Below are 13,684 nucleotides of genomic sequence, written 5' to 3' on the forward strand. Positions count from 1 at the left end.
TGTGTGCATAGTAGATGAGGTTATAATCAATTCAAAATAGCTAAGAGGAGTCGGCTATGGTAAAAATTCGTGAAGGATTACCGCTGGTGGATGGACAGATCACCCAAGCCGATAGTGCAGCACTTGCCGCTCAACTGGTCGCGAGCCAACGCTCGCACCAGTCTGCCAATAGCTATGCCCAAATCCCCCTCGATATCAAATACCAGCTGTCCACTCATAAGCTACACACCACTTTTGATCGCTCAGCACTACATGCCTTTCATAGTCATGATCCAAAGCTTGAAAACGAATATTCTGATAACCCGCTTTTAGATAAAAATAATGCTCTCTCAGATAAAGAGCTCGAAGCGATTGATTTAGATCAAGTCAATATTGATGTTCCCACTTGGTTAGACAACGTCGCCAAACGTATCGGACAAGAGTCTGTACCTCACTTGAGTGCTGCTTGTGAATTTATTCGCAGTCATATGAATACCAGCGAATCTGAGCGTTCAGGTGCTTATGTCACGGGTATTGGCATGACAGACATATTGACCTATCTCTACCAAGACGAAGACGCTCTTGTGGCTGCAATGCTCTATCGTAGTGCGCGAAAATCAATCATAAGCCTCGCTGATATCGAGAAAAAATTCGGTGTAGACATATCGACCCTAGTCAAAGATACCTTGGCAATGGGTAAGCTGTCTGAGATTATTGAAAGCAATAAGCGTCTAGAAGATCACTTCGTAAATAACCAACGCGACCAGCTATCTAATATTTATAGCATGCTAATTTCCGTCACCAATGATGTACGCGTCGTGCTTATCAAATTGGCTGAGCGTACTTTCGCCATGCGCGAATTGACCTTTTCTAATGAAGAGCGACAGAATCGTGTGGCGCGTGAAGTTATGACTATTTATGCCCCATTGGCGCATCGCTTGGGCATCGCGCAACTTAAATGGGAGCTGGAAGATTTAGCCTTTCGCTACCTTGCGCCTGAACGCTATAAAGAGATTGCCAAACTGCTCTCCGAAAAACGCAGCGAACGCGAGTCCTATATTCAGCGCGTACAAGATAAGCTCAATGAGGCACTAGCAGAGGCCAATATCGAAGGTGAAGTCTCTGGACGTGTAAAGCATATCTACTCTATCTACCGAAAAATGAAGCTCAAAGGCTTATCCTTTGATCAGCTTTATGACATTCGCGCGCTGCGAGTATTGGTCACCAACCCGTCAGACTGTTACCACGTGCTTGGATTGGTACATGGCTTGTGGCGATATATTCCAGAACAATTCGATGACTATATTACCAACCCCAAGTCCAATGGTTATCGCTCACTACATACGGCAGTCATTGCTGAAAACAAGTCACTGGAAGTGCAAATTCGTACTCATGAAATGCACTTCGAAGCTGAGCTTGGTATGTGTGCTCATGTTAACTACAAAGAAGGTCTAAAGAATAAAAAAGACAATTATCTTAATCAAAGAATCAGCTCGCTGCGCCAGCTGTTATCGATCAATAATGAAACCCGTAACCAACCGCGCTCATCTTTACTAACTGGTGAAGAAATAGAGGGCATGGAGTTTGACGAAGAAGAGCAACTCGTTGATTTTGACGAGCTCGAACGCATCTATATCTTTAGCCGTGATGGTGACATTACTGAACTGCCAAAAGGGGCGACTGTTCTTGATTTTGCTTATTATGTACATACACAAGTCGGTAATCGTGCCCAAGCTGCGCGAGTCAATCAGCGCTATGTACCATTAACCTATCAACTCAAAACGGGTGAACAAGTTGAAATTATCACCAAAGCATCACGTGAGCCTAACCGTGATTGGCTAGTTGCTTCACTTGGATACATTCATACCAACCGTGCACGTTCAAAATTGCGTCAATGGTTCAATAAGCAAGACCGTGATAAAAACATTGAAATTGGTCGTCAAATGCTCAGTAAAGAGCTTGAACGACTATCGGTACATCCCAATAGCATCGATTTAAACGACTATATTCAGCATTTCCATGTCAATACGACTGATGATATTATCGTTGGATTGGTCACAGGCGACATTGGTCTCAACCAACTCACCAGCCACATCTCTCGTCAGCTACATCTAGAACCTGAAAGACCGCCAGAAAATTTTGCGCCAAGTATAGATGCTAGAGAGGCAGGCAAAATTGATGCTTATAAAATTCGTATCGATGGGCTGGATAATATAGAAATCAATCTAGCAGGCTGTTGCCACCCTGTGCATGGTGAGCCAATTGCTGGTTACATTACCTTATCACGAGGTGTCAGTGTCCATAATCGTGGTTGCCCTGAATACTCACGCTTGATTGAACGCGATCCTGAGCGCGAAATAGAGGCTTCGTGGCGGGTACAAGCTGGTCGTTATCAACCGGTTGATATTCACGTAGAAGCCTATGATAGACGCGGACTGTTGCGTGACTTGACGCAAATTATTGATAAAGAAAATGTCAATATTCGTCAAGTTGAGACGCTTAGTAATGATGATAACATTGCCTTTTTAAAATTTCATATTGAGGTTTCAGGATTGGCACACCTATCTAAGCTTTTAGCGAAACTAGAGCAACAGCATGGTATCTTGCATGCTCGCCGCGCCGTCGCTTAGATATAAACTCACAAAGTACGTCCACTGAATCATAAGGTTATTATAAAAACATCATGCCTGAACTGCCTGAAGTAGAAACAACCAAAACCAGCCTTGCACCGTTATTAGGGCAACGCATTATCGATATAAAAGTTTTTCAGCCAAAGCTGCGCTGGGCGATGCCAGATGATTTAGATAGCTTGATTGATTACACGCTAGATAGCGTTGAGCGCCGCGCAAAATATTTAATTCTTAACTTTTTACTTTTATTACCCAATGATGATAGCGATGCGGCTCAAACTGCTACGTTAGTACAGCGTCAACTTTTGGTTCATTTAGGCATGTCGGGCAGCCTGCAGCAGCAGAGCTACGGTACTGAAAATCGCAAGCATGATCATCTCATCATTGTTTTTAAGGGCGTTAATAATACAAAAGTCCAGCTACATTACTATGACCCAAGACGTTTTGGGTCAGTGTTATGGCACAAGGATTATAGTGCTAAGCTATTAGATCATTTAGGTCCTGAACCATTATCAGATGAATTTACAGCAGACTACCTGTATCAATTGATTCAACGGTCAAACTTGCTTGATCACAGTGCTGATGCTGTAGCAGTTGGCAAAGCCAAATCAAAGAAGCAGCCCATTGCTCGCGCTATAAAATCAGTCATCATGGAACAACAGGTCGTCGTGGGTGTCGGTAATATCTATGCGACTGAAAGCCTATATTTATCAGCTATTCATCCAGCCACCCCCGCTCACCAACTGTCCCATGCTCAGATGATTATTTTGGTCGATCATATTAAAGGTATTTTACAAAAGGCGATAGCGCTTGGTGGTTCGACACTACGAGACTTCACCGTAGCAGATGGTCAAACCGGTTACTTCCAGCAGACATTAAATGTCTATGGTAGACAAGGGGAAACTTGTCCGCATTGTGATGCTGTACTTGAGAATATCAAAATTAATGGTCGCGCCAGTGTATTCTGTCCCAACTGTCAGCCAATCCTTTAAATATTATCTGAAACTATCACTATCTGTTTCGCCTTAAATACCAGAATAACTTAGGTATCAAGTCGTAGAATATGGCAGCACAATACTCTTGACTGAGTGTCCTATTATTTTGCACTAATATCATTATATCGCGCGCCATTTTTGTTGCTTATTGACACACATATTGCTTTAATAGTATGAGCACTTACATAAATAGTGCATAATGTTTATACATCTGTAATATATTTAGCCTACTTCTTATCGTTGCGCATTATTTATATAGGGAAATTGTCTCTGTGTGGAAATAGCAGCAGCTAATAATCATACCAATTATGAATTTTAGGACATCGTTATGACTGTTAAAGCCAAAAACCAACGCACAGTTAAGCAAAAAGCCTTTACTATAGCCGCAAGCTTAAGTTTAATGGCTGCTACTATGCAACCTGCCTTGGCAGCCATAGAAATTGATGAGACAGACTTTGGGCCTTCTTATGAGACAATGGTGGTTGATACGGTAGTGGGTAAACCTTTACAACTGGTCAGTGCCGTTGCTGGTACTGCCGCCTACCTAGTTAGTCTACCCTTCTCGCTTATCGGTGGTAATGCAGATCAGGCGCAGCAGAAACTTTTTGTTGAACCTTGGGATGCGATGGGACGTTGCTTAGGTTGTACTGTCGCTGAAGATAACTATTACAAATCACAAGTGACTAATGATAATGTTGTCCGTATTGTCGTTGACCAACCATCTGAGATTTTGATTAATACCAACGATTATGTCGTAGTTACGCCATAGTCTTTATATTAACAGCTGGTTAAATAATATAACTGCGCTAAAGACAATGCATTTATAAATTGTCCATAAAAAAGGCTAACGTCGTGTTAGCCTTTTTTGTGTTTTTAATCAAATCATCATATTTTATTTTGAAACAGCGGTATTACTTAACTTAGCACTAATTTCACGAAGCAATTGCACCTCTTCTGAAGGTTGTTTTACCAGCTCTTGCACTTCTTCTTTACGACGCATTTTGTTAACCATTCTAACCATCATAAAAATAATAAATGCTAAAATTAAGAAATTAATCAGTACGGTAATGAAACTGCCGTAGGCTAATACAGGAACGCCAGCTGCTTTGAGGGCATCATAGGTCATGGCAACACCTTCAGGCGCATCACCCAACACTAAGAACATGTTTTTGAAATTGATTTCGCCACCTGCTATGAAGGCCACTATTGGCATAATAATGTCTTCAACTAAGGACGTTGTGATAGTAGCAAATGCCCCACCGATAATGACACCGACCGCTAAGTCCATCACATTACCTTTTAAAGCGAATTCTTTAAACTCAGAAACCATACTCATTATTTTCTCCTCAAAATACCAATCTATAATCGAATAAGTATCTCAACAGTCGACCCAATCTTGAGCCTTAAGAGTAATAGTAAGAAACACTACTACTGTCAGTTATTCTGTCTATATTCTATGGAAATTACAACAAAAAAAAGCAGCATAAAATGAACCATATTCAGTTCACTCTATACTGCTAATTTTTTAGTTATCTTGATGCCCATTATTAAATAATAATGGCATCAAATGCTTAATAAAATATCAATCCAATAAATTACTCAGTAATTCATGGCTCAATATTAAGCACCTTTTTTACCACGGCCGTGACGCTTACGCTCACTTTCAGTCAAATAGCGCTTACGCAGACGAATCGCCTTAGGTGTTACTTCAACCAATTCATCATCTTGAATGAATTCGAGCGCTTGCTCAAGTGTGAACTTGACTGCTGGAGTCAACGTCAATGCTTCATCAGTACCACTCGCACGAACGTTGGTTAACTGCTTAGCAGTCGTTGGGTTAACAGCCATATCATCGTTACGTGAGTTAAGACCAACGATCATACCTTCGTAAACTTCAAGCTGTGGCTCAGCAAATAACTTACCGCGTTTTTGCAGGTTAAATAGCGCGAAACCTAAGCAAACACCCTTCGCCATAGAAACTAAGACACCATTCGAGCGACCACCAACATCACCGATCTTTTGTGGACCGTAATGTGAGAAGCTTGACGTCATGATACCTGTACCTGAAGTCAACGTTAAGAATTCAGAACGGAAACCGATCAAACCACGGGCAGGCATCGTCGCTTCGATACGCATACGACCTTTACCATCAAGCTCCATATTAGTCATCTCGCCTTTACGCAAGCCAACCTGCTCCATGATAGAACCTTGATGCTCATCTTCAATATCGAAAACAACGTTTTCATACGGCTCTTGTAATTTACCATCCACTTCTTTAACGATAACTTCTGGGCCTGAAACACCCATCTCAAAACCTTCACGGCGCATGTTTTCAATCAATACAGACAGATGCAGCTCACCGCGACCTGATACTTTAAATTTATCAGGAGACTCTGTATCTTCTACACGTAATGCTACGTTATGAATCAATTCACGCTCAAGACGCTCACGGATATTGCGCGAAGTCACAAACTTACCATCACGACCAGCAAAAGGTGAGTTATTTACTTGGAAGTTCATTGAAACGGTAGGTTCATCAACCGTCAATGCTGGTAATGCTTCGACAGCACTAGGATCACAAATCGTATCTGAGATATTAAGCGAATCAATACCAGTAATACAAACGATGTCACCAGCTTGTGCATCTTCAACATCAATACGATCAAGACCATGATAACCCATAATTTTTAAAATACGGCCATTACGGGTATTGCCATTTTTGTCGATTACAGTCACTTGAGTATTGGTTTTAACTTTACCACGCTGAATACGACCAATGCCGATAACGCCAACAAAACTGTTATAATCAAGGCTTGAGATTTGCATACGAAACGGTGCGTCAGCATCAACTTGAGGAGGCTGAACCACATCAACAATCGTTTTGAAAAGTGGTGTCATGTCATCAGCCAAATCATCAGCTTCCAAACCTGCAATACCATTCAATGCTGAGGCATAAACAACTGGAAAATCAAGCTGTTCATCAGTTGCACCCAAGTTATCAAAAAGATCAAAGATTTGATCCATTACCCAGTCAGGGCGTGAGCCAGGACGGTCAATTTTATTGATGACAACGATAGGTTTTAGACCTTGCTCGAACGCTTTTTGCGTCACAAAACGGGTCTGTGGCATTGGGCCATCAACCGCATCAACGACTAGAAGCACGCAGTCAACCATAGACATTACACGCTCAACTTCACCACCAAAGTCGGCGTGACCTGGGGTGTCAACAATGTTGATACGATATTCAGTATCATCAGTCTTATCTGTCCAGCGGATGGCTGTATTTTTAGCCAAAATGGTAATACCACGTTCTTGCTCAATATCGCCTGAATCCATTGCACGTTCAGCAATGTTTGCACGGTCGCCAAAAGTACCAGACTGATGTAATAACTTATCAACCAAAGTTGTTTTACCGTGGTCAACGTGGGCAATAATTGCAATGTTACGCAGGTGTTTGATATCGTTCGCCATATAAAATGCTCGTTTCGTCTTAAAAAAATGCAGTAGCAATAAGCGCCGCTGGATAAACTTTTATCATCAACCAGATAGATATTGAGTACTTACTTTTGGAAGACTGCACAATAGATGCGGTTAATCAAATAATTTCAATATAATCAAGTATCTACACTGATAAATTCATCTTACAGATAGCTATGCTAATGTACATTCTGTCAATTTACAGAATGTTTGGGCAGCTAGTATAACATTATTGCTTCACAAATTTATGTAATAACTTGCTTTTCTCAATCCATAAATAAAAAAAAGCCACCCATTAGGTGACTTTTTTTGTAACTATATATTTAGTAAAACAATCGATCCAATACTATTTACTGAACAACCATATCTTTAGTTTGTTCAACAGTCATTGTTTTGTCACCAGTGATGATGGCATAAACACGACGGTTCATAGCACGACCTTCTTCAGTGTCGTTTGGAGCGATTGGTTGGTCATAACCATAGCCAACTGTTGATATACGGTTTGGAGCAATACCGAATTCGTTAGTCAACATAGATTTAACAGCAACGGCACGGGCTTCAGATAAACGTTGGTTATAACGTGCTGAAGGACCAGTTTTAGAAGCATGACCTTCGATACGTGCTGTAGAGTTAGGATACTCGCGCATCTTCTCTGCTACTTTAGCGATTTCAGGTTGATACTGAGATTTGATCGTTGATTTATCGTTATCAAAGAATACACGTAGTTCCATTTTCAGCTCATCAGTAATATCTACTGGTACTGGGCAACCGCGTTCATCTACTACGACATTCATAGGAGTGCCTGGGCATGCATCGATGCTATCAGGTACGCCATCGCCATCAGAATCAAGATCAGATTCAATTACGACTACTGGAGTAGTATCGATAACTGGCTCTTGCATTGGTGGTACTGCTACTGTAGGTGCTAAATGGCCACCAAGTACAACTTCTAGACCGGCCAAAGCCATGCCTTCCCACCAGTTGTTATCAAAGTTATGAATCGCACGAGCTTCACCACGTAGGCTTAAAGCGTCGTTGATACGATACATAGCACCTAGACCTAGGTTACCAATAGTATCTTTAGACTCTGCAACTTCAGTACCAGCATTAACTGTACCTACAGAAGAACCTTCAGCAGCTGTATAAGTTTCTTGGTTTTCTACTTTGATCTTAGATTGACCAGCACCAACCAATACGTATGGCTTGAATGCGCTATCAGTATAACCAGTAAATTCTTCAGTACCGATTAAGAAGTTACCAGAAAGCATGGTTTGTTCTACGTCAAAACGGTTAACGCCAGCATCAGCAGAATCTTCAGAAGCTTCGCCGTTTGCACTTGACACGCCGTACTCTACTTGGAACTGAGTAGAAGGAGTTAGTTCAATACCTAGTGCAGCACCAGTGTATAAGCTGCTTTCTTTAGCTACACCGCCATTATTAGGATGACCATTAGCGCCAGTAAAAGGAGTACCGTCGTCGATGTTATTACCATCAGCATTTACGTACAAGTTTTTACCAGTTTTCAAAATTTCGCGTTGCTCGTCATGAGCTTCGCCAGTGTAATGATAACCTAGTAACAATGGGCTAATAGTTACGCCAGCATTAGCTGCTAAAGGTGCAGCTGCTACAGCAACCAGAGCTAGAGCAATTTTATTCAATTTCATGGACTTCCTCCAAAGGATAATTTGAGTGATGCATTAAGCAAAACCGCTTCTCAAGATACTCTAAAATAGACATCTTTTACGAATTTTAAGTGACAAAGCAAAACCAATTAAGGAGTAGCTTAGCGATTATCAATTCAGTTTACAACTTTTTTCGTTAACGAGCTACACATTATTACACGATAATGTCGTAACTAAAACACAATAACCAGCTTAAGTTACCTAGAACTAACACACCTTACGCTTTTTATCTTTTGTATGTCAGTTCACAATAGATAGTAAACCTAACAGTATCTATTGTCTGGGCGTATTTTAGTACAGTTAGTATTTTTTCTCTATTATTAAAACCAGTCATTCACTAATTGAAACATTTTTTGACAGTAGACATATATTCTGTTTATATTATAGCACTCAACATTATTTCATACATCATAAATTTGATCATTACTCCAAAATTTCGCGCGCATATTGGCTCGATTTCACGCAATGATTGGATTGAATAACATTTAAAGAAGCGAGACTGTTTTATTGAACTAAACTACTTATTATAGGTAACAAGCCTCATGGCATTGCTGCATAAAACATTATCAAGTTATAAAAAGCTCTCAGCATTTATGTTATGGGTTTTTACTTCAAATAAGCACAGGCTAGCTCAAAGCCGATTGATTCTTTATGTGTATCACAGATATATAGTATCTCTCTATAAAAGAGCACCTAATACAAACACGAGAACAGACCCAAGCACTGTTAATAGACATAACAAGGGTTTTACGCTGGTTGAACTTATCGTCACTGTATGTGTATTAGCAATTATGGTGACGATCGCAGCCCCAGTCATACGAACGCAATTAGCACGTATGGAAGCCAAACGGATTCAAAGTCAGTTAGAGAATTCTCTTGCCTTAGCCAAGGCTGAGAGTTACATCAGAAGACAGAATATCATTGTTTGCTTGTCTGATACTGGAGGGCGCTGCCATAGAGACAGCGATAAGACGCTTTTGTTATTCATAGATAAAAATGACAATAATCACTTTGATACTCAGGTAGATTCATTAGTCGTTCAGCAGTCTTTAAATCCTAAATACAGTAAGCTAAGTTTACGAGTTGGAAGTCGACGCCACTACACCAAATTTTGGGGTGATAGTGGCAAACCACGAGGATATTTTGGCCATATAAAATACTGTCCCATCGTTGCTTATAATGAAGCAATGTATCTAATATCATTTAACCAAGGAGGTATTATTAAACAAAAACTTAACGAAGATCATCCCACCGAATGTGACGAATAAAAAACTACCAATGACATAAATTACCACTCACATTTTTTTGATAGCTTTATAGATCTGTATACATTGCTTCTTTCATCATAATGACGGCCTGCTCGAGTCCTAAAAATACAGCGCCTGCAATGAATGCACGACCAATATTCAACTCATAAATACCCTCAATTTGTGCGATAGCATTCACATTATCACGTGTCAGACCATGACCTGCGTTAATTGAGATCTTATTATCACTGCGTCGAGCAGTAGCAACAGCTTGCTTAATTCGTTTCAGCTCAGCATTTTGCATGTCCATATCGGCTACTAAGCTTGCCTCAGCATAAGCGCCTGTATATAACTCAATACCGTCTGCTCCCGCCTTCTCGCACCAAAGAGCGGCGGCTAAATGGCTTGGATAACTAACCCCACGCGCTTGACGTAAAGTTGCTGCGTGATCAATGTTTATACTTAATAAAGGTTTTTGCAAAGGGTTGTTAGATGAAGGTAATGAAGCAGTGGTCATAAGATTTTTTTTGATAACGAAACCCAATCGACTGATCAACGGTACAAGAATATGAAACTTTAGACAGTCTCAGCACCAATCAGATTGGTTATAGCACTTTGAGAGTAGCACTATTATTTATTGGTAACGCTGTTGCTGCTGCCATAGTAGGCGGCTTTGCAATGGTTGATAATCCAGTAAATGGTCAATAAGCTGTCGATGGATTTTTGACCAATTATTTAAGGTTTTGTCAGTAATACCTAACTGCGTCATTGCGATAATATCAGTACCTTTAAAAAAAAATTGCCCCATAGTATTGTCTAAATGCTCAGTCTGTATATCATTCTGCAAGACAGGCACTAAACCAACATCAGGTAAAGAACGATAAGAATCGTCAGGCTGAATGATGTTTTCAATACTATCGTGCGTCAATATTAAGCTAAAACCCAACTCATTGAATAAATGCTGCTCAAATTGGCGCAAGCACAACCGTAATTCGTTGGCGCTCAAAGGTCGTCTAAGCTGAGACAGACTGTCCTGGTAATGTAGCCATAATACTGGCATTGGGTCTTCGGTCGACAACAACCGCCATAGTATTTCGTTTAAATACAACGCCGCATATTGATGTTGACCTGTAATATTTTCGTAGGGCAGTGCTTCTAAAACAGTGGCAATGCCATCATCTTTTGCTATGCCTGTTTGAGTTGTGTGTTGCGATGCAATACTGATCTGACTAAACGTTTTTAAATCCCGTTTACCAGTGGCAAAGAGCTGCAATGGCATGAACAATGGCGCGCCTTTTTTCCCAATACCATGAATCACGCCATGTTGCTGAGAAAACAGATAATATAAGGCGCGCTTTTCTTGATAAGGACGCTGATGCAATAAATAACCGACTAACGCTTCGTTACGCATTTTTTATCACCTCAGCATCGAGCATATAGAAAAGTGATTAAAGCGCTATTCTTTAATCAATATCCTAAGCTAGTCAATGCACGTTCGTCATCAGACCAGCCACGTTTCACTTTCACCCACAGTGTCAGCATAATCTTTTTATCAAACAGCTGCTCCATATCTTTACGAGCATCCATACCCACTTGCTTAATACGCTGACCTTTATCACCAATCACAATGGCTTTTTGACCACTACGTTCAACATAAATAGTCGCATCGATGAAAGTACAAGCCTTACGTGGACGCCCTGTTTTTGGATCAGTGTGCGCAGGCTCATCTTTGAACCCATCAATCTGTACAGTCAGGTCATATGGCACTTCGTCACCAGCGCTACGCATGATTTTTTCGCGGATAATTTCACTGGCCAAAAATCGTTCTGAGCGGTCAGTAATTTGCTCGGTATCATAGATAGGGGCAGCAATAGGAAGATGCGAAGCAATCACTTCTTGTAGACGATCTAGGTTTTGGTTTTTTAAGGCAGATACTGGTACGATATCGGCAAAATCAAAACTGTCATTAAACGTCTCAATCAGCGGCAACACGCTGCCTTTATCTTTTAAGGTATCAGATTTATTAATAACTAATACTACATTTAAATTGGTATCGCCAAGCTTTTGTAAAACCAACAAATCATCATCACGCCATTGATCTGAATCAACAACGAATAATACCAAATCAACATCTACTAATGCAGATACCGCAGCTTTATTCATACGCTCATTAATAGCACGTACTTCATTGCGGTGAATACCTGGCGTGTCAACGAATACTGCCTGCATCTCATGATTTGACAAAATACCGTGGATACGGTGACGAGTAGTTTGCGGCTTACGTGATGTAATAGACAGCTTTTGACCCAATAAGTGATTCATCAAAGTCGATTTACCAACGTTTGGACGTCCAACGATCGCGACATAACCCGCTTTAAAATCATCAGCAATACCTGCATGACTACTAGGGGCAAAGAATTCTTCAATTGCCATATCATTGTCTACAGTAGTATCTTCTGCTTGATTGATGCCATCATTAGTAATATCGATATTATCTTGGTTTTGATTCAATTCTGTGTTTTCGGTCATATTTTTGGCATTATCTTCATCATTGGATGGCAAGTCAGTACGATTGCTCATAGGTTAATCCTATAGAATTTATGCCCAGTCAAATGATGCTTAATGATGTATTGGCTGTATCAGCACTAAAAAAGCAAAACCATTATCGGCTGGGAAATATTTAAGGTTTTGAAATGTGTGACGTTTACGCTAATTCAAATAAACGATTTTTAAAACGTCACTTAACATATATTGTCAAAAAAAGTGGTATGTGCGATCCATATGTTAATCCTAGTTAGGATCGCTTTTTAGCTGAGCTCGGCAGTTTATGCAATTGGTTAATCATTAGTTCTGCTGCTTTTTGTTCAGCGATACGGCGGCTCTCACCAGATTCAGTAATATCAACACAGTTATTGATATTAACATGACAACGTACAACAAAAATTTGATGCGGCGCGTTACCACGTGTTTCCATTAGCTCATAATGTGGCAGATCAAATTGCTTAGATTGTAGCCACTCTTGCAATCGACTCTTGGCATCTTTTAAGGCTTTTTGGTCATTAACGTTGTCAATCAAATCACCATACCATGAGAGAACACAATCGCGAGTAATATCCAAATCTTGGCTGTCTAAATAAATAGCACCAATCAAAGACTCCACAGCATCAGCCAATATAGAAGCGCGATTGCGCCCACCACCTTTACGCTCACCTATCCCTAATATCAGATGATTAGAGAGCTCTAAGTTTTGCGCAATAATGACCAATGATTCTTGACGTACCAAAGTGGCACGCATACGAGTCAATCGACCCTCATTTTGGCTAGGATAGCGATGATATAAAGCCTCACCCACAATCGTTCCTAACAGAGCGTCTCCTAAAAACTCTAAACGCTCATAATTTTTTTTGCTATCAAATGAGCGGTGTGTCAACGCAAGTTTGGGAAGACTCAAGTCCTTAAACACATAGCCTAACTTGCGTGTCAATACGGCTAATTGCTGAATAAATTCTGAGCTAACAATCAGCGTGTCGACAGACGTGCTATTTTGTTGAGGAGTAGGAATCGCTTGGGAATGCTGCAAAGTTGGTTTCATGCGTGGCTTGTGGTTATCCCTTCTGTTTTACTGATTTGGTTAGTAATAGTATGGATTAATGAATATTATAAAGACATTCAGA

Annotated in this window: 11 protein-coding genes; 4 read left to right on the forward strand and 7 right to left on the reverse strand. The window is 40.5% G+C overall.

The window, feature by feature from the left end; genetic code table 11:
* Positions 1–56: 56 nt before the first annotated feature.
* From ACP7AE_RS07770 to ACP7AE_RS07780, 3 genes are all read left to right on the forward strand, one after another.
* A complete protein-coding gene (locus tag ACP7AE_RS07770) occupies positions 57–2,609 on the forward strand; it encodes a RelA/SpoT family protein (RefSeq protein WP_426242311.1) in 2,553 nt (850 codons plus the stop codon).
* Between the two features lie 53 nt (positions 2,610–2,662).
* A complete protein-coding gene (gene mutM / locus ACP7AE_RS07775; protein ID WP_426242313.1) occupies positions 2,663–3,601 on the forward strand; it encodes a bifunctional DNA-formamidopyrimidine glycosylase/DNA-(apurinic or apyrimidinic site) lyase in 939 nt (312 codons plus the stop codon).
* 331 nt (positions 3,602–3,932) lie between these two features.
* Positions 3,933–4,373, forward strand: coding sequence for a hypothetical protein (locus ACP7AE_RS07780; RefSeq protein ID WP_193007710.1), 441 nt, complete (start codon positions 3,933–3,935; stop codon positions 4,371–4,373).
* 123 nt (positions 4,374–4,496) lie between these two features.
* On the opposite strand, the gene mscL is transcribed toward ACP7AE_RS07780, so the two are convergent.
* From mscL to ACP7AE_RS07795, 3 genes are all read right to left on the reverse strand, one after another.
* Entirely contained in the window at positions 4,497–4,940 is a 444-nt protein-coding gene (mscL, locus tag ACP7AE_RS07785; RefSeq protein WP_270896178.1) for a large conductance mechanosensitive channel protein MscL, read from the reverse strand.
* 284 nt (positions 4,941–5,224) lie between these two features.
* Entirely contained in the window at positions 5,225–7,075 is a 1,851-nt protein-coding gene (gene typA / locus ACP7AE_RS07790; RefSeq protein WP_055125731.1) for a translational GTPase TypA, read from the reverse strand.
* A 356-nt stretch (positions 7,076–7,431) separates the two neighbouring features.
* On the reverse strand, positions 7,432–8,745 hold the full coding sequence (locus tag ACP7AE_RS07795) for an OmpA family protein (protein WP_201539783.1): 1,314 nt from the start codon (positions 8,743–8,745) through the stop codon (positions 7,432–7,434).
* 560 nt (positions 8,746–9,305) lie between these two features.
* On the opposite strand from ACP7AE_RS07795, the gene ACP7AE_RS07800 reads away from it, so the two are divergent.
* A complete protein-coding gene (locus tag ACP7AE_RS07800; RefSeq protein ID WP_227676371.1) occupies positions 9,306–10,031 on the forward strand; it encodes a GspH/FimT family pseudopilin in 726 nt (241 codons plus the stop codon).
* A gap of 46 nt (positions 10,032–10,077) precedes the next feature.
* Here ACP7AE_RS07800 and ACP7AE_RS07805 read toward each other — a convergent pair whose 3' ends face one another.
* The 4 genes from ACP7AE_RS07805 to rnc form a co-directional block, all read right to left on the reverse strand.
* Positions 10,078–10,527 carry a pyridoxine 5'-phosphate synthase gene (locus ACP7AE_RS07805; RefSeq protein ID WP_201539784.1) on the reverse strand — a complete coding sequence of 150 codons (450 nt, stop codon included), beginning with the start codon at positions 10,525–10,527 and terminating at the stop codon, positions 10,078–10,080.
* Between the two features lie 117 nt (positions 10,528–10,644).
* Positions 10,645–11,421, reverse strand: coding sequence for a DNA repair protein RecO (recO, locus tag ACP7AE_RS07810; RefSeq protein WP_426242316.1), 777 nt, complete (start codon positions 11,419–11,421; stop codon positions 10,645–10,647).
* A 56-nt stretch (positions 11,422–11,477) separates the two neighbouring features.
* On the reverse strand, positions 11,478–12,443 hold the full coding sequence (gene era, locus ACP7AE_RS07815) for a GTPase Era (protein WP_045443844.1): 966 nt from the start codon (positions 12,441–12,443) through the stop codon (positions 11,478–11,480).
* 361 nt (positions 12,444–12,804) lie between these two features.
* Positions 12,805–13,602: a ribonuclease III gene (rnc, locus tag ACP7AE_RS07820; protein ID WP_426242318.1), complete on the reverse strand. Its 798-nt coding sequence runs from the start codon at positions 13,600–13,602 to the stop codon at positions 12,805–12,807.
* Positions 13,603–13,684 lie beyond the last annotated feature (82 nt).

This window comes from Psychrobacter sp. TWP2-1-2, assembly GCF_049896785.1.
Classification (GTDB): Bacteria; Pseudomonadota; Gammaproteobacteria; order Pseudomonadales; family Moraxellaceae; genus Psychrobacter.